Origin of the sequence: Microbacterium hydrocarbonoxydans (assembly GCF_011752045.1) — a bacterium.
Classification (GTDB): Bacteria; Actinomycetota; Actinomycetes; order Actinomycetales; family Microbacteriaceae; genus Microbacterium.
The window spans coordinates 1,702,581-1,722,329 of the sequence record NZ_JAAKXW010000001.1; the positions used below are offsets into that span (position 1 = coordinate 1,702,581).

Here is a 19,749-nt window from a genome sequence, read left to right on the forward strand (position 1 = left end):
GCACAAGAGGATGTCGCGGGATGCGCTCTCGCGCGACATTTGCGCGTCCTCCGCGCGAAAGGTCGGAGCCTCTCGATGTGCGAAAATTCGGAGCCTCCCCACGACACGCCGATGGGAGGCCGCTCCGCACGGCGCGTCGCGCCCGGACTCCGACTTCTCGCACCGTCGATGCGGGCCTGCCTACCCGAGACACCCGATGCGGGGACACGCGCTGCCGGATGCCGGCAGGCAGAAGCCGTCAGGCGAACAGGTACCGCTGCACCGTCGGCGCGATGCGTGCGACGAGCTCGTCGACCGGCGCCGCGGCGATGGGCCCGAGCTTCAGCACGTAGCGCGTGAGCAGCATGCCGGCGATCTGCGAGGCGACGAGCGTTGCTCGCAGCTCGGCGTCCTCGACGCCCAGCCGCTTGGCGATGCGCCCGATGAGCTCGCGGGAGAGGAAGCCGGCGAGCAGCGGGGTGGTGAGCCGGCTGCCGATCGCGGTGCGCATGAGCATCACGCCGCGGCGGCGCACGTCGGGCTGCTCGAACGCCTCCAGGACGTAGCGGACGAGTCGTTCGCCCACCTGGTCTCGGGGGCCGTCCAGGATGCCGGGCACGTCGATGTCGGGGCGGAGCGGGATGCCGACGGCCTCGGCGAAGAGGTCGGCCTTGGTGCCGAAATAATGGTGCACGAGGGCGGAGTCCACCCCGGCGCGGGCCGCGATCGAGCGGATCGTGGAGCCGTCGTAGCCGTGCTCGCCGAACTCGTCCACGGCCGCGCCGATGATGCGCTCCCGCGAGTCGGATCCGCCCCGCGGGCGACCCCGGCGCCTCGGTGCGGCATGCTCGGTCATGCCCGTCAGCCTACGACCTCGCGCCGATCAGCCGTCGAGTACGTCGTGCGGCACCCGCCGAGAGATCACTTCGTGCGGGAGACATACGTCCGCCTGGGTGGTCTCACCACGAGGGTGGTCTCCCACCCGGCCGGCATCCGCTCAGCACTCGATGACGTTCACCGCGAGCCCGCCCTCGCTGGTCTCCTTGTACTTCGTCGACATGTCCATGCCGGTCTGGCGCATGGTCTCCACCACGGCATCGAGGGAGACGTAGTGGCTGCCGTCGCCGCGCAGCGCGAGGCGCGCGGCGGTCACCGCGGTGGACGCGGCGATCGCGTTGCGCTCGATGCACGGGATCTGCACGAGCCCGCCGATCGGATCGCAGGTGAGGCCGAGATGGTGCTCCATGGCGATCTCGGCGGCGTTCTCGATCTGCCGGTTGGTGCCGCCCATCACGGCGGTGAGCCCGCCGGCGGCCATGGCGCAGGCCGAGCCGACCTCGGCCTGGCAGCCGCCCTCGGCACCCGAGATCGAGGCGTTCGCCTTGAACAGCGACCCCAGGGCGGTGGCGGTGAGCAGGAAGCGACGGATGCCGCGGCGGCGGTTCGCCTCGGCGACGGCGACGGGATCCTCGATCGCCCCGACGGCCACGAGCGAGGCCTCCGCCCCGAAGCCGAGCAGGGCGCTGCCGACCAGTTCGCCGTAGGGCGTGACCGCGTTCCCCGCGCCGAGGCCGGAGTCCGCGAGGAAGCGCCACCAGTACATCGCGACGGCAGGCAGGATGCCGGCCGCGCCGTTCGTCGGGGCGGTGACCACGCGTCCGCCCGCGGCGTTCTCCTCGTTCACCGCGAGCGCGAATGCTCCGAGCCACTCCCCCGGGAGTTCGCGGTGCCCCTCGGCCTCGGACGACTCCAGCTGCTCGCGGATCGCGCCCGCCCGGCGCTTCACCTTCAGGATGCCGGGGAGCACGCCGTCGGCATGCAGGCCGGCGTCCACGCATCCCGCCATCGCGTCCCAGATGGCGTCGAGGCCGGCGGCGACCTCTTCCTCGGGGCGCATCGCGGTCTCATTGAGCCGGGCCAGTTCGGCGATGGTGAGGCCGTGCTCGTCGCAGAGCGCGAGCAGGGAGGCGGCGTCGGCATAGGAGTACGGCAGCGGAGCCGTGGCGAGCTTCGCCTCTTCTCCGTCGCGGCGGATGAATCCGCCGCCGATCGAGTAGTAGGTCTCCTCCGCGACGACGTCGCCGGCGGCGTCCCACGCGGTGATGGTCATGGCGTTCGGGTGCCCGGGGAGCCGCGTGCGCGGGGCGAACACGATGTCGTCCTTCGCGAACGGCACGTCGTGGGTGCCGTTCAGGCGAAGCACGGCGCCCTCCGGCAGGTCGGACCAGGCGGCGCGGACGTCGGCCGGGTCGCAGGTCTCCGGCGCGAGTCCGCAGAGACCCGCGACGACGGCATCCGGGGTGCCGTGGCCGATGCCGGTGGCGCCGAGCGAGCCGTACAGCGTGCTCCCCACTCGCGCGACGCGGGTGACGTCACCGCTCGCGCCGAGGCGCCGGGCGAACTCGAGCGCTGCCCGCATCGGTCCGACCGTATGGGAGCTCGAAGGCCCCACTCCGATGGAGAAGAGGTCGAAGGCCGAGACGTACGCTGTCACCAGACAAGCCTACGCCGCGCAGAGGCTTCTCCGGTCCGGAGTCAAGCCCCTGTTCCCCGGCCGCCGCCGGCCGTCATCCTGTCCTGACGCCGACGAAGGAGCCATCATGTCCGACAGCACGCCCCACGACCCCGCAGCCGATCTCGATCCGGAGGCGCAGACCCCGACGCCGTCGCCCGCGTCGGGAGAGGATGCCGGGGAGGTGACCTCCACCGCCCCTGCGCCCGGCGACGCTGCCGGCACCGCGCAGGCGCCCGGCGAATCCGCGGAGAGCGCGCCGGAGTCCGAGGTCCCCGCCGATGAAGAGCTCGAGGAGCCGAGCACCGAGAAGGAGCCCTCCGAGGAGCCCCCGGCGCCGAAGCGGGACGACCCCGAGCCCGACCATGAGGCGATCGGGATCGGAGTCATCAACGACCCGCAGTCGGGCCTCAACCCCTGACGGGACTCATTCGACGAGCTTGCCGGTGGTGTCGACCTCGCGCATGAGCCCCGCGATCTCCTCGGGGATCGCCGGGATCTCCTCACGGGTCACGCCGTCGCGCGGGCTCCACACGAGGTTCACCTGCAGCGCCGGGTCGAGGTCGGGGTAGTCGCTGCGGTTGTGGCATCCGCGGGTCTCCCGCCGCTCCCGCGCCGCCTCGAGGGTCGCCCGTGCCGCGAGCGCCGACGCCTTCAGATCGAAGGCGTGCGCGAGGTCCTGGAACCCGGCGATGTCGGGATGGATGCCGACGTCCTGCATCCGCTCCTCGATGAGGTCGAGCTCGGCGAGGCCGGCGCGGAGCCCCTCGTCGGAGCGCACGACGCCGGCGTACGCGGTCATCGTGTCGCGGATCGCGCGCTGCAGCGCGCGGACGTTCTCGCGCCCGTCGGCGGCGAGGAGATCGTCGATCTCGGCGCGCGCCTCGGCCACGGCATCCGCCGACCGGCAGTGCGCGTCGAGGCCGGCCGCATGCGCCATCGCCGCCTGACCGACGATGCGGCCGTAGACGAGCAGCTCGATGAGCGAGTTGCCGCCGAGCCGGTTGGCGCCGTGCAGGCCGCTGGAGGCCTCGCCGATCGCGTAGAGGCCGTCGACGTCGGTCCGGTGGTCCTCGGGACGCACCCACACGCCGCCCATCGAGTAGTGCGCGGTGGGCGCGATCTCGATCGGATCGGTGGTGATGTCGAGCATCTGCAGCTCCATCATCGTCTGGTACACGCGCGGCAGGCGCGTCATGATCGTCTCGCGCGGGAGGTGCGAGACGTCGAGCCAGACCCCGCCGTTCGCGGTGCCGCGGCCCTCCGCGATCTCGGTGTACGCGGCGAGCGCGACGCGGTCGCGGGTGGAGAGCTCCATCCGCTCGGGGTCGTACTTCGCCATGAAACGCTCGCCGAGAGCGTTGGTGAGGATGCCGCCCTCGCCGCGTGCCGCCTCCGAGATGAGCGTGCCCGCCGCGTTCTCCGGTTCGAGGATGCCCGAGGGGTGGAACTGCACGAGCTCGGGGTCGCGCAGCCGGGCGCCGGCGTCGACGGCGAGACGGAACGAGTCGCCGGTGTTCTCGTCGCGGCGGGAGGAGGTGCGCCGCCAGATGCGGTTGTGACCGCCGGCGGCGAGGATGACGGCATCCGCGTGGATGAGGAGGCAGGTTCCGTCGGCCTGATCGAAGCCGTAGGCGCCGAAGACGACGTTGTCGCGCACGAGCAGGCGCGTGATGTACACGTCGTCGAGGATCGGGACGGCGAGCTGCTCGGCGCGGGCGACGAGGGTGCGCTGGATCTCGAGGCCCGTGTAGTCGCCGGCGAAGGCGGTGCGCCGGAAGGTGTGCGCCCCGAAGAATCGCTGCGAGATGCGGCCGTCGTCCTCCCGGGCGAAGCCCATGCCCCAGCGCTCGAGATCGCGGATGCCCCGCTCGGCGCCCCGTGTGACGATCTCGACGGTGTGCGGGTGGGCGAGCAGGTAGCTCTCCTTGAGGGTGTCGGCGGCGTGCTGCTGCCAGGAGTCCTCGGCGTCCATGGTGCCGAGAGCGGCGTTGATGCCGCCGGCGGCGAGCGCGGTGTGGGCATCGTTGCGGGGGCGCTTGCCGACGGCGAGCACGTCGACGCCGTGCTCGGCGACCTCGATGGCCGCGCGCAGCCCGGATCCTCCCGTCCCGATCACGAGGACGGTGGTGGAGATCTGACGTTCGTTCATGTCCTCCACGCTAAGAAGCGGCGTCCGATAACTCCAATGCATTGTCCTGCTTGATTCGATACACTCTGGGAATGAATCTGGAGCAGCTGCGCGGTTTCGTCGAGGTCGCCCGCCTCGGCCACTTCACCCGCGCCTCCGAGAGCCTGCACCTCGCCCAGCCGTCGCTGAGCCGGCAGATCTCCACTCTCGAGCGCGAGCTGGGCATCGAGCTCTTCCATCGCGCCCGCGGGCATATCGCACTCACCGCCGCCGGCGAGATGCTGCTCCCCCGCGCACAGCGGATGCTCGGCGAAGCGGAGTCCATCAAGGAGGAGATGGGCGAGCTCCGCGGACTCCGCCGCGGCCGCGTGCGCCTCGGCGCGCCACCGACCCTCTGCATCAGCCTCGTGGCCGAGGCGATCAGCGCATTCCACACCGCGCACCCCGGCGTCGACCTGCACCTCACAGAGAGCGGCTCCCGGCTGCTCGTCGACCAGCTCGCCGTCGGCGCCGTCGACATCGCGATCATCACCGAATCGGCTGGCCCCCCGCCGTCCGGCTTCAGCCTCACCCGGGTGCCGCTGCTCAGCGAGGAGCTCGTGGTGGTGTCATCCGCCGCCGAGCCGCCGATCGCCGCCGATCCCGTGATCGACCTCGAGCGCCTGTCGCAGCTCCCACTCATCGCCCTCGACGAGACCTACGAGCTCCGCGCGACGACGGATGCCGCCTTCCGGGCCGCGGGCCTCACGCCGACCCAGGTGCTGCAGGGGGCCGAGATGGACGCCGTGCTCCGCTTCGTCGAGCGCGGCGTCGGCGTCGCCGTGGTGCCGGCGATGGTGCTCCTCGACCGGCCGGAGCTGCGTGCGACGCGGCTCGCGCATCCGCAGATGACACGCACCGTGAGCCTTGCGCACCGTTCCGACGTCACCCCGGCCGCGGCGGTCGCCGCGATGCGCCAGGTGATCGTGTCCACGGCCGCCGAGGTCGCGCGCCGTGACCCGGCGATCCGCAGTCTGCTGGACTAGCGGAGAGGTCAGGCCGGGCGCGCCGCCCCGTAGGCGTCCAGGTACCCGGCCCGATCGGCCTCGGTGATCTCGCGAACGACCCGGCACGGGTTGCCCACGGCGACCACGTCGGGCGGGATGTCCTTGGTGACGATGCTCCCCGCGCCGATCACCGCCCTGGCCCCGATGGTCACGCCGGGGCCGACGACGACGTGCGCACCCAGCCAGGCCCCCTCGCCGATCGTGATCGGCCGCGCGTACTCGTACATGTCGGCCGTGCGCTGCCGGAAGTCGATCGGGTGGCTCGCCGTCGCGAGGGTGATCCGCGGGCCGAACAGCACGAAGTCGCCGATCGTCACGGGCGCGCAGTCGAGGATCGTGAGGTCGTAGTTCGCGAAGACGTAGGCGCCCATCGAGATCTGCGCCCCGTAGTCGCAGCGGAACGGCGGCTCGATCCACAACGGCCCGCCGACGGATCCCAGGAGGCCGTTCAGCAGTTCCGCACGCCGCTCCTCGTCGTCGGGATGCGAGCCGTTGTACTCGAACAGGATGCGTTTCGTCAGGGCCCGCGCCGCGGTGAGCTCCGGGTCGGTGGACCGGTACGTGCGCCCCGCGATCATCCGCTCGCGCTCGGTGAGCTCTTCGACGTCCATGTCGGCTCCTCCTCGTCGCGCCCAGCGTAGCGAGGAAAACCGTAACGGGAAAGGGTTTGGTTCGAGCGACGACCGGGCACGACCGCAACCTGATCGGCGCACGGGCGAAACGAAGAAGATCCCCGCCGCTTCCGCGACGGGGATCTTCTCAGTGGTGCGCCCCGAGGGACTCGAACCCCCAACCTTCTGATCCGTAGTCAGATGCTCTATCCATTGAGCTAGGGGCGCTCCTGGCCCGCTCAGCGGGCCGTGGAACAGCCTACAACAGACTTCGCGCTCGCGCGAATCGAGCGCGTCAGCGACCCTTCGCCTCGGCCTTCGCCGCGGCCTTGGCCAGCTTCTTCCTGCTCTTCGCCTTGGCCTTCTGCGACGACGACAGCGCCTGCAGGTCGACGAGCCGCAGCGCCTGCATCCGCGCCTCGCGCATCTGCTCGTAATCGGGATCCTGGTCGGGCCGCATGCCCTCGACGCGGAGACGGCGGTCGAGGTTGTGGCGCACGTCCGCCCAGGCCGCCTCGCGCGCCTCCTCCTCGATCACGCCGAGCGCCTCGCGGTCGTCCATGATCTCCCGCAGCCTCGCCGCCACGCCCCGCGCCTGCTTGGCGCGCTTCTTCAGGTTGCGCACGTCCCGGTCACGATAGTCGTGGGTGCCCTGCGGGTCGGAGTGCCTGCTGCGGGCGCGCTTCCAGAGGGCCGCGAGGGTCTTCTCGGCCTCTTCCGACTCCTCCGCCATCGCGCGGAGCGCCTCACGGGTGTCGTCGATGTACTTCTCGCGGTCGAAGCTGCCGCCCTCGGCGATGGTGCCCACGAGGATGTGGTTCTTCACGGCGAGGCGCGCGGCAGCGGTCGCGATCGCGACGCCTTCGGCGATGGCATCCGCAGTTCGTCCCACCGCTACCTCCTTCCCACGAGCGTACCGGTATCGCGCCTTCTCCCGGTGGGTGAGAATCCGTCGATGTCGGCCCGGGAGGCGTCTCAGACCCGCACGCCGGGCGCCGCGCTGCGGAACCGCCGCAGGCGCAGGCTGTTCAGCACGACGAACACGCTGGAGAAGGCCATGGCCGCCCCTGCGAGCATCGGGTTCAGCAGCCCGAGGGCCGCCAGGGGGAGGGCGGCGACGTTGTAGGCGAGGGCCCAGAACAGGTTGCCGCGGATGGTGCCGAGCGTCCGGCGGGCGAGACGGATCGCGTCGACCGCGCCCCACAGGTCGCCGCGGACGAGGGTGAGGTCGGATGCCTCGATGGCGGCATCCGTGCCCGTGCCCATCGCGATGCCGAGGTCGGACTGCGCGAGCGCCGCGGCGTCGTTGACGCCGTCGCCGACCATCGCGACCACCCGACCCTGCCGCTGCAGGGCCGTGACGACCTCGACCTTGCCCTCCGGCAGGACTCCGGCGCTGACCTCGTCGATGCCGACCTGCGCGGCCACCCGGCGCGCGGCCCGCTCGTTGTCGCCGGTGAGCAGCACCGGCGTGAGCCCGAGCCCCCGGAGCGCGGCGATCGCATCGCGGCTGGTCGGCTTCACCTGGTCGGCGACCACCAGCACGCCACGCACGCGACCGTCCCAGGCGACGGCGACCGCGGTGCGGGCGTCGTCCTCGGCCCTCTCGAACGCGGCGGCGAGCGCCTCGTCGAGGTGCAGCGCCCAGTCGGCGAGCAGCGAGGGGCGGCCGGCGATCACCGCGTGCGATTCGACGACACCGGAGACGCCGCGACCCTGCACGTTCTGGAACTCGGCGACGGGCGGCAGTTCGCCGAACCGCTCGGTGCCGCCCCGGACGATCGCCTGCGCGATCGGATGCTCCGAGGCGTCCTCGAGCGCGGCCGCGAGCCGCAGCACCTCGTCGGCGTCCTCGCCCTCCGCAGGGACGACATCGGTGAGCGTCATGCGTCCGGAGGTGACGGTGCCGGTCTTGTCGAGCACGATCGTGTCGGCGCGGCGGGTCGACTCCAGCACCTCCGGGCCTTTGATGAGCACGCCGAGCTGCGCGCCGCGGCCGGTGCCGACCAGCAGAGCCATGGGCGTCGCGAGGCCGAGCGCGCAGGGGCAGGCGATGATGAGCACCGCGACCGCGGCGGTGAAGGCGGCGGCTGCTCCTCCGCCGGCGAGGAGCCAGGCGGCGAGCGTCACGATCGCGATGCCGAACACGATCGGCACGAACACGGCCGACAGCCGGTCGGCCAGGCGCTGCGCCTCGGCCTTGCCGGACTGCGCCTCCTCCACGAGCTGCGCCATGCGGGCGAGCTGGGTGTCGGCGCCGACGCGCGTCGCGGTCACGAGCAGGCGCCCGCCGACGTTGACGGTGGCGCCGGTGACGGCGTCCCCCGCGGCGACCTCGACCGGCACCGACTCCCCGGTGATCATCGAGGCGTCGATCGCCGACGAGCCCTCGCGCACGATGCCGTCGGTGGCGATCTTCTCCCCCGGACGCACCACGAACACGTCTCCGACCACGAGCCGGTCGAGCGGCATCCGCTCCTCGCCGCCGTCGCGCAGGATCGCGACGTCCTTCGCACCCAGTGCGCCGAGCGCGCGCAGGGCGGCTCCCGCCCGGCGCTTGGAGCGCTGCTCGAGGAAGCGCCCGAGCAGCAGGAACATCGTGACGCCTGCGGCGACCTCGAGGTAGATGCTGCCCAGCCCGTCGCCGCGTTCGATCGTGAACCGGAACGGGTGGGTCATCCCCCACATGCCGGCCGTGCCGAAGAACAGCGCGTACAACGACCAGAGCGACGCGGCGGTCACACCGACGGAGATCAGCGTGTCCATGGTCACGGCGCGGTGGCGGGCGTTCAGCCACGCCGCGCGGTGGAACGGCCAGGCCGCCCAGGTCACCACCGGCACGGCCAGGACGAGGGACGCCCACTGCCAGCCCGGGAACTGCAGCGGCTCGGCCATGGCGAGCGCGATCACGGGGATCGCGAGCGCAGCAGCCACGATGAGCCGCAGGCGCAGGAGCCGGTAAGCGGGGTCGCTCTCCGCGACCTCCTCATCCCGGGGGACGGATGCCGTATACCCGGTGCGCACGACCTCCGAGATGAGGTCGTCGACGGCCACCCCGGGGGCGACCTCGACGTGCGCCTTCTCGGTCGCGTAGTTCACGGCGGCCGTCACGCCCTCCATGCGGTTGAGTCGCTTCTCGATGCGCGACGCGCATGACGCGCACGTCATCCCGCCGATCTCGAGGTCGTAGACGGCTCCTGCACCTGCCATGACCCGCCTCCTCAGGCGCGGACGGCGCGGTAGCCGGCCTCGTCGACGGCCGCGAGCACGGCGGCGTCGTCGAGCACGGTGTCCGACGTGACCACGAGACTGCCCGATGCGGCGCTGACCTGGATGCCGGTCACGCCCTCGACCTTGGCGACCTCGCTGCGGACCGAGCCCTCGCAGTGCCCGCAGGTCATTCCGGTGACGGCGTAGGTGGTGGTGTTCATCGTGCGTTCCTCTCGGCTTGCTCCGGACTTCGGATGGATACCCCCTGGGGGTATCTGCCTACCGACAACGATACCCCTCCGGGGTGTATTCCCGCAAAGGCGAGCGCCTCAGAGATCGAGGACGCAGGTCTCCTCGATGCGGCGATAGCCGAGCCGTTCGTACAGGTCGATCGCGCCGGTGTTGAAGCCGAAGACATGCAGACCGATCGACTCGGCACCGAGCGCCCTGCCCTCCCGTTCGGCGGCGTGCATCAGCACCCGGCCGTATCCCCTGCGGCGATGCTCCTCCGCGACCTCGATGTCGAGGACGAAGGCGTGCGGACGTCCGTCCCGCTCCCGCATCCCGATCCACAGGGTTCCGACCTCCTCGCCGCCGACGGATGCCGTGAAGAAGCTCTGCCCCTCGGTGCGCAGACCGTCGGGGAGCTCCATCAGCATCTGCCGGTGCGACTCCGCCTCCGCCTCCTCCGCGGTGTACCGGCCGGAGTCCACGAGGTCCACGGCGAACGCCGCCTCCGCGTGCGCAGCGTAGGAGGGGAAGCGCCCGGGGGTCATCGGGGCGACGACGACGTCGGGGACGGTCTCCCTCTCGTCAGGCAGGGGCTCGAGCAGCATCTGGATGGATGACACCGTGAAGCCGCGGCCCTCGATGAGACTCCGCACCGCGCGGTCCGCGCTCAGCACGCCGGCGCTGATCCGGCGCACCCCCTCGCCCTGCGCGATCGCGAGGATCGCGTCGAACAGCTCGTCGGAACCGGCGACCGCCTCGCCGGCATCCACGGAGACGAGGAACATCTTCCCGGCGTTGACGCCGAGCCAGACGGTGCCTGCCTCCGCACCGTCCTGCGAGATCACGAGGAGGCGGGCGGTCGGCGTCGCCGCCCCGACGGGGAGGAGCTCCTCGAGGAACGCGTCGGCGTACGCCGGAGCATCCGCACCGGGTCGCCGGCCCGATTCCCGGAGCACGGCGATGAGCCGCTCCCTCGTCGCGGCGCGCCAGGCGTCGAAGCGATCGGCGGGCAGCGGGGCGAGGCGGACGGACATGGGTCCATCCTCCCCCGGACCGGGGCGGCGGTGCGCGGCATCCGCCCAGACACCTGTCAGGTCGGATGCACACCTGTCAGGTCGATGTGGCCGAATGACCCGACATCCGTTCTCCCGACCTGACAGGTGTGACGCAGGCAAGCGGATGCTCAGGACTTGGCGAGCGCGTCCTCGGCGGCGACCCAGGCGAGCATCGCGCACTTCACGCGGGCGACGTACTTCGACACCCCGCCGAGGGCGGCGGCGTCGCCGAGCAGCTCCTCGTCGGGCTGGATCCTCCCGCGGGAGCGCATCGCCTCGCGGAAGGCGGCGATGCGCACCTCGAGATCATCGACGGAGAGGCCCTCGGCGAGCTCGGCGAGCAGCGATGCGGATGCCTGCGAGATCGCGCAGCCGTGCCCCTCCCAGGCGATCGCCTCGACGCTGCCGTCGGCGGCCCGGTGCACCTGGAGGGTGACCTCGTCGCCGCAGGTGGGGTTCACCTGGTGCGACTGCGCCGCGATCTCGCCGCGCAGTCCGTAGCCGTGCGGGGTGCGGGAGTGGTCGAGGATCAGCTCCTGATACAGGTTCTGCAGGTCGCTCATGCGCCCCTCCGGAAGAAGTCGATGGCTCCGGCGACGCCGGCGATGACGGCCTCGACCTCGGCATCCGTCGTGTAGAGATAGGTGCTCGCCCTGGTCGAGGAGGTGACGCCGAGGCGGCGGTGCAGCGGCTGCGCGCAGTGGTGCCCGACGCGCACGGCGATCCCGAGGTCGTCGAGGTACTGGCCCACGTCGTGCGAATGGATGCCGGCCACATCGAAACTCGCGAGGCCCACGCGCGGCAGGTCGATGCCGGCGCCGAGCACCCGCACCCCGTCGATGGCGCTGAGCCCCTCGACGAGGCGGCGGCCGAACGCGGCCTCGTGCGCGGCGATCCGGGGCATCCCCACGGCGGTGAGGTAGTCGACGGCGGCGGCGAGCGCGATCGCCTGCGACACCCGCTGCGTGCCCGCTTCGAAGCGCTGCGGCGGCGGCAGGTACTCGGCCTCGGTGGTGGTGACGGTCGTGATCATCGAGCCGCCGGTGAGGAAGGGCGGCATCGCCTCGAGCAGCTCCCTGCGGCCGTAGAGGGCGCCGATACCGGTCGGGCCGAGCATCTTGTGGCCGGACAGCACGGCGAAGTCGACGTCGAGCGCCTTCACGTCGAGCGGCAGGTGCGGCGCCGATTGGCAGGCGTCCAGCAGCACGAGCGCCCCCACGCGGCGGGCGAGCGTCACGAGCTGCTCGACCGGGTTGATCACGCCGAGCACGTTGGACACGTGCGTGAAAGCGACGAGCTTCGTGCGCTCGGTGATCAGCTCGGCCGCGACGTCAAGGCGGAGGGCACCGGCGTCGTCGAGCGGGACGACTTTGAGCGTCGCGCCGGTGCGCGCCGCGAGCTCCTGCCACGGGATGAGGTTCGCGTGATGCTCCATCTCCGTGGTGACGATCTCGTCGCCCTCGCGCAGACGCAGGCCCTCGGCGGCCGCGCCGCCCCGCCCGAGCGAGGCGTTCGAGAGGGAGTACGCGACGAGGTTGATCGCCTCGGTCGCGTTCGAAGTCCAGACGATCTCGTCCTCGTCGGCGCCGACGAAGCGGGCGACGGTGGCGCGGGCGTCCTCGAACAGCTCGGTCGCCTCTGCGGCCAGCGTGTGCGCCCCGCGATGCACGGCCGAGTTCGTCGTGGACGCGAAGGCGCGCTCGGCGTCCAGGACCGCCAGAGGGCGCTGCGAGGTCGCTCCGGAGTCGAGATAGGCGAGCGGATGCCCGTTCACCTCCTGCGCCAGGATCGGGAAGTCCGCGCGCAGGCGCTGCACCTCGGCCTCGCTCAGCGGGGCGGTGGATTCGGCGACGCGGGACATGCTCATCCTTCGATTCTCCCACCCGGTGCCCAGGGCGCGGGTCACGCGTCGACGACCGTCGGGACCGGGCCCACCCGGCCGACGAGGTCGGCGCTCCCCGCTCAGTGGGCGCGACAGAGGCCGGCCCTGTCCGGACCGGGCACGATCGCGTCCGTGAGGTGCGCGTTCTTGTCGCCTTCTTCACGAGGAGGCGACAAGAACGCGCACCCGGCCCTGGACGGGAGCGGATGCCGCGCAACGAGGTGCGGGAAATCGCCGCCCCCACGAGAAAGGGCGACCACAATGCGCACTCGGACGGACGAGACCGCACACCGGACGCACTCCACCTGCGATGCATGCGCCCGGACGCGCAGGAAGGCGGCCTGCCCTAGGCTCGCATCATGCTCAGCGCCGACACGCTCATCGCCTTCGTGATCGCGGCGTTCATCATGGTCGTGATCCCTGGGCCGACGGTCCTGTTCACGATCGGCCGCGCCATGGCTCTCGGGCGGCTCGGCGGGTTCCTCAGCATCCTGGGCACCGCCGTCGGCTCGATCCTGCTGGTCGTCGGGGTCGCGCTCGGCGTCGGCACGGTGATCGCGCAGTCGGTGGTGCTGTTCACGATCGTCAAGGTGCTCGGTGCCGGCTACCTGGTCTTCCTCGGCGTCCAGGCGATCCGGCACCGCAAGGATGCCGCGCGGGCGATGGCCGGCGCACAGCCTCGGCGCTCGGGAATCCGCCTGCTCGCCGAGGGGTTCGTCGTCGGTGTCAGCAACCCGAAGTCGATCGCGTTCTTCCTCGCGATCCTCCCGCAGTTCGTCGACCTCGATGCGGGCGCCGTGCCCGTGCAGCTGTTCATCCTCGGCGCCGTCGTCGTGGCCATCGGCGTGACGTGCGACGCGGTCTGGGTGCTGCTGGCGGGCGCGGCCCGCGAGTGGTTCGGGCGGTCCCCGCGACGGCTCGAGGCGATGGGCGCCACCGGGGGCGGGCTCATGATCGCGCTCGGCGCGTTCCTGCTCGTCTGGAGCGAGAAGCCCGCGACCGCCTGAGAACGCCGTCACATCCGGGCGAGGCGGGCCCTCACGAAGCAGAAGATCCCGTACACCGCGAGCCCGGCGCCGACGAGCCAGAGCAGCGCGCGCCCGTACGGCAGCGCCATCAGGCTGTGCAGCGCCCCGTCGAGCCCCGCGGCCTTCTCGGGATCGCGTGTCCACGCCGCGGCGACGACCAGCACCCCGGTGACGATCACCGCGACGCCCTTCGCGATGTATCCGATCACCCCGAAGGTCAGGACCCCAGGACGTACGGCTCCGGCAGGGAGCCGGAGCTCCCTCTCGAACGCCCTCGTGACGCCGCCGATGACGAAGCCCGCTCCGACGCCGACGACGGTCAGACCGATCAGCACGAGCATGACGGCACCCCCGGGAGCGGAGAGGATCCAGGCGCTCAGGCCCTGCGACGCCTTCTCCGAGTCGGCGCGGCCGCCCAGCGCATAGATCAGAGCCATCCCCGCGACGACGAGGTAGGCGAGCGAGATGGCAGCGGCCTTGACCCGACGGCCCCATTTCCTGGACTCGTGCGGATCGGCCATCAGGAACACGCCGGCGATCTGCCAGGCGGCGAGCGCCACCAGCCCGACCACCATGGCGGTCAGCAGCAGGCCGCCGATCGGCGTCCGACGGATCTGCTCCATCGCTCCGTCCTGGTCGGCGTCCCCTCCCGCGCCCGAGGCGATGGAGATCGCGATGACGCCGATGAGGAGATGGACCAGGCCCACGACGACGAAACCGGCGCGGGCCACCCGACGGAACGCGGATGAGCCCTTCGCCACGCGTGCGGCGTTCTTGGCGGTGCTCACCGCTGAATGGTAGCCAACGGGAACCGCCTCGCGGAGGGGGTTGATTCCCGGGCGGAAGCGGCTCCCGCGCGTCGCGAGGTTGCATGACGAAATGATCATCTATGTAGGATAGGCAAACCTAACTTGAAGGAGTCGATCCGGTGCCTGAGCTGCTCACCTCGTCCACAGCCGACCTCTACCGTTCGCTGGTCTCGCAGGCCGCCTCCCACGTCGCCGCGCGGTTCGCCGACGTCGCGCAACCCGCCTCCGGCGCCTCCCGTGCGGAGCTGCAGAGCCTCGTCGACGCGGTCGACCTCGACGCAGCCGGCATCGGAACCCCGTCGGCCATCCGCGAGGTCGACGAGCTCTTCCTCGCCCACGCGGTGTGGTTCCATCACCCGGCCTATGCTGCGCACCTGAACTGCCCGGTCGTGCTCCCCGCCGTCGCCGCCGAGAGCGTGCTCGCGGCCGTGAACCCCTCGGTCGACACCTACGACCAGTCCACGGTCGGCACGCTCATGGAGCGCCGGCTGATCGACACCGTCGCCGGCTGGGTCGGCTTCGCCGCCGGCGACGGCGTGTTCACCTCCGGCGGCACGCAGTCGAACCTGCACGCGCTGTTCCTCGCCAGGGAGGCCGCGATCGCGGAGGCAGGTCCAGCCCGCGCGTCATCGCTCCCCCGCCTGGTCGTCTTCGCGACGGCGTCCAGCCACTTCAGCGTCGGCAAGTCCGCCCTGCTGCTCGGCCTCGCCGAGGACGCCGTGATCGAGGTGGCGGACGACGGCGAAGGACGGATGCTGCCCGCCGCCCTCGACGAGGCCGTCGCCGCCGCGCGCGCCGCGGGCCGGCTGCCGATGGCGGTCGTCGCCACGGCCGGCACCACGGACCGCGGCGTGATCGACCCGCTCGCCCGGATCGCCGAGGTCTGCGACCGTCACGGCGTCTGGCTGCATGTCGACGCGGCCTACGGCTGCGGCCTGCTCGTCTCCCGGCGCCGCCGGCATCTGCTCACCGGCATCGAGAGGGCCCGCTCGGTGACCGTCGACTTCCACAAGAGCTTCTTCCAGCCGGTCTCCTCCAGCGCGATCCTCGTGCGCGAGCCCCGCGATCTCGCAGCCGGCGCGTGGCACGCCGACTACCTGAACCCGATCGAGAACGAGGAGCCGAATCAGGTCGACAAGTCCCTGCAGACGACGCGGCGATTCGACGCGCTGAAGCTGTGGGTGTCACTGCGGGCGCTCGGCGCCGACCGCATCGGGGAGATGTTCGACGCCGTGATCGACCTGGCCGCCCGTGCCGGCGACCTCGTCGAGGCGGATCCGGCACTGGAGCTCGTCGGGCGCACGCAGCTGAGCACCGTGCTGTTCCGCTCGGTTCCCGGCGGAAGCGACCCGGCCGAGCAGGACGCCCTCGTCGCCGGCATCCGTCGCGTGCTGTTCGAATCGGGCCGGGCCCTGGTCGCGAAGACCGTCATCGACGGCCGCCCCTGCCTGAAACTCACCCTGCTCAACCCGGAGACCTCCCTCGAGGATGTGCGGGGCATCCTCGAGACGGTGAAGGATGCCGCCACGGCGCTGGCCGGCATGAACCCCGAGCGCGAGCTGATCGGGGCTGGCGCGTGAGCGGCCACGTGCACGACCTCGTCGGCGTCGGCATCGGCCCGTTCAACCTGGGGCTCGCGTGCCTCGCGCAGCCGACCGGGCTGGACGCGGTGTTCCTCGACCGGGCCGACGGCTTCCGCTGGCATCACGGGATGATGATCGAGGGCGCCACCATCCAGGTGCCGTTCCTCGCAGACCTGGTGACGATGGCCGACCCCACCTCGGAGTTCTCCTTCCTCCGCTGGCTGAAGCACACCGGCCGGCTGTACCCCTTCTACATCCGCGAGAGCTTCTACGCCCTGCGCACCGAGTACGACGCGTACTGCCGCTGGGCGGCCGAGCGCCTGCCCGGGCTGCGCTGGAATCACGAGGTGATCGCGATCGAGCACGACCCCGCGGAGGACGTCTACGTCGTGCGCGCGATGCGCACCGACACCGGTGAGGAGAGCACGGTGCGCGCCCGCCACGTCGTCGTCGGCGTCGGCACCCGCCCCACGGCACCCCCGGCGCTGCGCGGGGTGGCCGAGACCGCGGTGCACAGCGCGGACTACCTCCGCAGCCGCGACGCGCTGCGCGCCACCGACTCGATCACGATCGTCGGCAGCGGGCAGTCGGCCGCAGAGATCTATCGCGACCTCGTCGAGGGCGCGCGCGACGGCGGCTACCGCCTGGACTGGATCACGCGCTCGCCCCGGTTCTTCCCGATGGAGTACACGAAGCTCACCCTGGAGATGACCTCCCCGGAGTACACCGACCACTTCCACGCGCTCCCGATCGCGATGCGCCAGCATCTGGGCCGCGAACAGCGCAGCCTCTACAAGGGCATCTCCGCCGACCTCATCGACGACATCTACGACACCCTGTACCGGCTGAGCGCCGACGGCCCCGTCCCCACGACCCTGCTCACCGACACCGAGGTGATCGCGGCGGAGTGGGACGGCGCCCGACACCGGCTGCGCCTGCGCCACGGTCAGCTCGACGAGACCCACGAGCGGGAGACGGCCTCGCTGATCCTGGCCACCGGGTACGCCTCCGAGACGCCGCCCTTCCTCGCCGGCATCGCCGACCGGCTGGACTGGGACGCGCTCGGCCGGCTCGACGTCGCCCGCGACTACAGCGTCGACGGCGGTCGCGGACGCGTCTTCGTGCAGAACGGCGAGGAGCACACCCACGGGCTCACCGCACCCGACCTCGGGTTCGGAGCCTGGCGCAACTCGTCCATCCTCGCCTCGATCACCGGCCGCGAGGTCTACCCGATCGAGCGCCGCATCGCCTTCCAGGAGTTCGGGGTCCCGCACGGCGCGCTCGCCCCGGAGGCCGCCCGATGAGCGACGCCTCCGGACTCGCCGTCGCCCTCGCCCCCGCCGACCCGCAGCGCGACGCCCCGCTGCTGCAGCACTGGCTCGCCGACCCGCATTCGGCGTTCTGGGGCATGGCCGACCACGACGAGGACGCCGTCGCGGCCTACCTCGTCGGCATCACGGGTCATCCCGCGCAGGACGCCTGGCTCGGGCTCGTGAACGGCATCCCCGCGTTCTATGCGGAGACCTATGATCCCGCGCGCGTGCTGCTGAGCGGCGTCCATCAGGCGCTGCCCGGCGACCTCGGCATGCATGTGCTGATCTCCCCGCCCGGCGGTGAGCCCCGGCACGGCTTCACCGACGCCGTCTTCGCCGGCGTCATGGCCTGGTGCTTCGACGGGCTCGGCGCGCACCGCGTGGTCGTCGAGCCCGACGTGCGGAACGACCTCATCCGCCGCAAGAACGTGCGGGCCGGCTTCACCGAGCTCCGCGAGGTGGCCGTCGAAGACGGCGGCCACGTCAAGACCGCGATGCTGTCGGTCTGCACCCGCGCCGCGTTCGCGGCATCCGACATCGCCCGCGAACGAGAGGCCCGCGCATGACCACCCCCACCGCCCACCTGAACCCCGCCGCCCACCTGACCCCCGAGTCCCTGGAGAAGGCGCAGCGCCACCTCGTCGCGAAGGCGCTGGCCGAGTTCAGCCACGAACGACTCATTGCCCCCGAGCCGCTCGCAGACGGCACCTGGATGCTGCGCACCACGCCCGGAGTCGAGTACCGCTTCGGCGCCGTGCGCGCAGAGCTCGAGCACTGGATCGTCGACGAGCACAGCATCCGCCGCCTCGCCGACGGCGCCGAGACGCCGCTGGACGCGCAGGCGCTCATCCTCGAACTGCAGCCGCGGCTCGGTCTCTCCGACGAGCTCCTGCCGGTGTACCTCGAGGAGATCGCATCGACCCTTGCGGGTGCGATGTTCAAGGTCGCGCAGGGAGGACCGACGGCGGATGCTCTCGCCGACGCGGACTTCCAGACGATCGAGGCCGCGATGACCGAGGGCCACCCCGGCTTCGTCGCCAACAACGGGCGCATCGGCTTCGGCGTGTCCGATCATGCCGCTTTCTCCCCGGAGTCCGGCCGGCCGTTCCGGATGGTCTGGGTCGCCGCACGCCGCTCCGCCGCGCACCTCGCGCTCGGCGCCGGGCTCTCCGAGGAGACGCTGCTCGAGGGCGAGCTGAGCGCGGCCGAGCGCGACCGCTTCGCCTCCCGGCTGCGCGACCTCGGCGAGGATCCTGCCGACTTCCTGCTCCTGCCCGTGCATCCGTGGCAGTGGGAGAACCGGGTCGCGATCACCTTCGCCCCCGACCTCGCCCGCCGCGACCTCGTGCTGATCGGCGAGAGCGAGGACGAGTACCGAGCGCAGCAGTCGGTGCGGACCATGTTCAACATCTCCCAGCCGCACAGGCACTATGTGAAGACCGCGCTCGCGGTGCAGAACATGGGCTTCCTCCGCGGCCTCTCCCCCGCGTACATGCGCGTGACCCCCGCGATCAACGACTGGGTCGCCGACCTCGTCGCCGGCGACGCGACGCTGCGCGACAGCGGCTTCCGGGTGCTCCGCGAGCGCGCCTCGATCGGCTACACCGGAGACGCCTACCACCGCACCGCCGAGCCCTCCGCCCACCGCAAGATGCTCGCCGCCCTGTGGCGCGAGAGCCCGATGCCGCTGATCTCCGGGACGCAGCGCCTCGCCACCCTGGCCTCGCTGCTGCACCGCGATCCGTCCGGGGCGTCGGTCGCGACCGCCCTCGTGCGACGCAGCGGCCTCCCCGCCGCGCAGTGGGTGCGGGCCCTGCTGCGCGCGTACCTGCGCCCGATCGTGCACTGCCTGCTCGCCCACGACCTGGCGTTCATGCCGCACGGGGAGAACCTCATCCTCATCCTCGAGGCCCACACGCCGACAGGTGTGTTCATGAAGGACATCGGTGAGGAGGTCGCGCTGCTCGCCGACCGTGCGGTGCCGGACGAGGTGCGCCGGGTCGTGGCGACCGTCGGCGACGAGGAGAAGGCGCTCGCCGTGTTCACGGACGTGTTCGACGGGGTGCTCCGCCACCTCTCCGGCATCCTGCACGTCGCCGGGACCCTCCCCGAGCAGGATTTCTGGCGGATCGCCGCGGAGATCGTCGACGAGCATGCGGCGGAGCATCCGCACCTCGACTCCCTCGTGGACCTGCGGGCTGATGCCTTCGCGCACTCCTGCCTGAACCGGCTGCAGCTGCGGAACACGCTGCGCATGGTCGACATCGCGAACCAGTCGGCCTCACTGATGTACGCGGGCACGCTGGAGAATCCGATCGGGCGCGCCCGCTTCCCGCAGCTCGCCGCTGTGGGAGGCTGA

General features: G+C 71.6%; 18 protein-coding genes and 1 tRNA gene. 7 read left to right on the plus strand and 12 right to left on the minus strand.

Going from position 1 to position 19,749, the window contains the following annotated elements:
- Nucleotides 1–238: 238 nt before the first annotated feature.
- Both G6G98_RS07990 and G6G98_RS07995 read right to left on the minus strand, forming a co-directional pair.
- Entirely contained in the window at nucleotides 239–835 is a 597-nt protein-coding gene (locus tag G6G98_RS07990; protein WP_164232745.1) for a TetR family transcriptional regulator, read from the minus strand.
- A 141-nt stretch (nucleotides 836–976) separates the two neighbouring features.
- Nucleotides 977–2,473 carry an L-serine ammonia-lyase, iron-sulfur-dependent, subunit alpha gene (locus G6G98_RS07995; protein ID WP_067348763.1) on the minus strand — a complete coding sequence of 499 codons (1,497 nt, stop codon included), beginning with the start codon at nucleotides 2,471–2,473 and terminating at the stop codon, nucleotides 977–979.
- Nucleotides 2,474–2,579: 106 nt separating this feature from the next.
- On the opposite strand from G6G98_RS07995, the gene G6G98_RS08000 reads away from it, so the two are divergent.
- Complete coding sequence (locus tag G6G98_RS08000; protein WP_067348760.1) at nucleotides 2,580–2,912, plus strand: hypothetical protein; 333 nt, start codon at nucleotides 2,580–2,582, stop codon at nucleotides 2,910–2,912.
- A gap of 6 nt (nucleotides 2,913–2,918) precedes the next feature.
- Here G6G98_RS08000 and G6G98_RS08005 read toward each other — a convergent pair whose 3' ends face one another.
- Complete coding sequence (locus tag G6G98_RS08005; protein WP_067348757.1) at nucleotides 2,919–4,643, minus strand: L-aspartate oxidase; 1,725 nt, start codon at nucleotides 4,641–4,643, stop codon at nucleotides 2,919–2,921.
- Between the two features lie 71 nt (nucleotides 4,644–4,714).
- On the opposite strand from G6G98_RS08005, the gene G6G98_RS08010 reads away from it, so the two are divergent.
- Nucleotides 4,715–5,647 (plus strand): LysR family transcriptional regulator, encoded by a 933-nt coding sequence (locus tag G6G98_RS08010; RefSeq protein ID WP_164232743.1) that lies wholly within the window; start codon nucleotides 4,715–4,717, stop codon nucleotides 5,645–5,647.
- 8 nt (nucleotides 5,648–5,655) lie between these two features.
- Here the strand turns inward: G6G98_RS08010 and G6G98_RS08015 are convergent, their stop codons facing one another.
- The 8 genes from G6G98_RS08015 to G6G98_RS08050 form a co-directional block, all read right to left on the minus strand.
- Nucleotides 5,656–6,279: a sugar O-acetyltransferase gene (locus G6G98_RS08015; RefSeq protein WP_164232741.1), complete on the minus strand. Its 624-nt coding sequence runs from the start codon at nucleotides 6,277–6,279 to the stop codon at nucleotides 5,656–5,658.
- A gap of 152 nt (nucleotides 6,280–6,431) precedes the next feature.
- Nucleotides 6,432–6,507: transfer RNA gene (locus G6G98_RS08020), tRNA-Arg, on the minus strand.
- Between the two features lie 67 nt (nucleotides 6,508–6,574).
- Nucleotides 6,575–7,171 (minus strand): asparagine synthase, encoded by a 597-nt coding sequence (locus G6G98_RS08025; protein ID WP_067348748.1) that lies wholly within the window; start codon nucleotides 7,169–7,171, stop codon nucleotides 6,575–6,577.
- An 83-nt stretch (nucleotides 7,172–7,254) separates the two neighbouring features.
- Entirely contained in the window at nucleotides 7,255–9,489 is a 2,235-nt protein-coding gene (locus G6G98_RS08030) for a heavy metal translocating P-type ATPase (protein WP_164232739.1), read from the minus strand.
- A gap of 11 nt (nucleotides 9,490–9,500) precedes the next feature.
- Nucleotides 9,501–9,710 carry a heavy-metal-associated domain-containing protein gene (locus tag G6G98_RS08035; RefSeq protein WP_067348742.1) on the minus strand — a complete coding sequence of 70 codons (210 nt, stop codon included), beginning with the start codon at nucleotides 9,708–9,710 and terminating at the stop codon, nucleotides 9,501–9,503.
- Nucleotides 9,711–9,818: 108 nt separating this feature from the next.
- On the minus strand, nucleotides 9,819–10,754 hold the full coding sequence (locus G6G98_RS08040; protein WP_164232737.1) for a GNAT family N-acetyltransferase: 936 nt from the start codon (nucleotides 10,752–10,754) through the stop codon (nucleotides 9,819–9,821).
- Nucleotides 10,755–10,903: 149 nt separating this feature from the next.
- Complete coding sequence (gene sufU, locus G6G98_RS08045; protein WP_067348735.1) at nucleotides 10,904–11,338, minus strand: Fe-S cluster assembly sulfur transfer protein SufU; 435 nt, start codon at nucleotides 11,336–11,338, stop codon at nucleotides 10,904–10,906.
- Complete coding sequence (locus tag G6G98_RS08050) at nucleotides 11,335–12,642, minus strand: aminotransferase class V-fold PLP-dependent enzyme (protein WP_164232735.1); 1,308 nt, start codon at nucleotides 12,640–12,642, stop codon at nucleotides 11,335–11,337. The genes sufU and G6G98_RS08050 overlap by 4 nt, the downstream gene beginning before the upstream one ends.
- 374 nt (nucleotides 12,643–13,016) lie before the next feature.
- Between G6G98_RS08050 and G6G98_RS08055 the strand changes: the two genes are divergently transcribed.
- A complete protein-coding gene (locus G6G98_RS08055; protein ID WP_164232732.1) occupies nucleotides 13,017–13,664 on the plus strand; it encodes a LysE family translocator in 648 nt (215 codons plus the stop codon).
- 8 nt (nucleotides 13,665–13,672) lie between these two features.
- On the opposite strand, the gene G6G98_RS08060 is transcribed toward G6G98_RS08055, so the two are convergent.
- Nucleotides 13,673–14,473 carry a DUF1206 domain-containing protein gene (locus G6G98_RS08060; protein WP_164232730.1) on the minus strand — a complete coding sequence of 267 codons (801 nt, stop codon included), beginning with the start codon at nucleotides 14,471–14,473 and terminating at the stop codon, nucleotides 13,673–13,675.
- A 140-nt stretch (nucleotides 14,474–14,613) separates the two neighbouring features.
- Here G6G98_RS08060 and G6G98_RS08065 point away from each other — a divergent pair, with 140 nt between their 5' ends.
- From G6G98_RS08065 to G6G98_RS08080, 4 genes are read left to right on the plus strand one after another with little or no spacing between them, the layout of a single operon-like run.
- Nucleotides 14,614–16,074, plus strand: a complete 1,461-nt coding sequence (locus G6G98_RS08065) for a pyridoxal phosphate-dependent decarboxylase family protein (RefSeq protein WP_164232728.1) — start codon at nucleotides 14,614–14,616, stop codon at nucleotides 16,072–16,074.
- The gene (locus G6G98_RS08070) at nucleotides 16,071–17,381 is read left to right on the plus strand and encodes a lysine N(6)-hydroxylase/L-ornithine N(5)-oxygenase family protein (RefSeq protein ID WP_164232726.1); all 1,311 of its coding nucleotides are present in this window, start codon (nucleotides 16,071–16,073) and stop codon (nucleotides 17,379–17,381) included. Before G6G98_RS08065 ends, G6G98_RS08070 begins: the two co-directional genes overlap by 4 nt.
- Nucleotides 17,378–17,956 (plus strand): GNAT family N-acetyltransferase, encoded by a 579-nt coding sequence (locus G6G98_RS08075; RefSeq protein ID WP_164232724.1) that lies wholly within the window; start codon nucleotides 17,378–17,380, stop codon nucleotides 17,954–17,956. The genes G6G98_RS08070 and G6G98_RS08075 overlap by 4 nt, the downstream gene beginning before the upstream one ends.
- Nucleotides 17,953–19,749, plus strand: a complete 1,797-nt coding sequence (locus G6G98_RS08080) for an IucA/IucC family protein (RefSeq protein ID WP_164232722.1) — start codon at nucleotides 17,953–17,955, stop codon at nucleotides 19,747–19,749. Before G6G98_RS08075 ends, G6G98_RS08080 begins: the two co-directional genes overlap by 4 nt.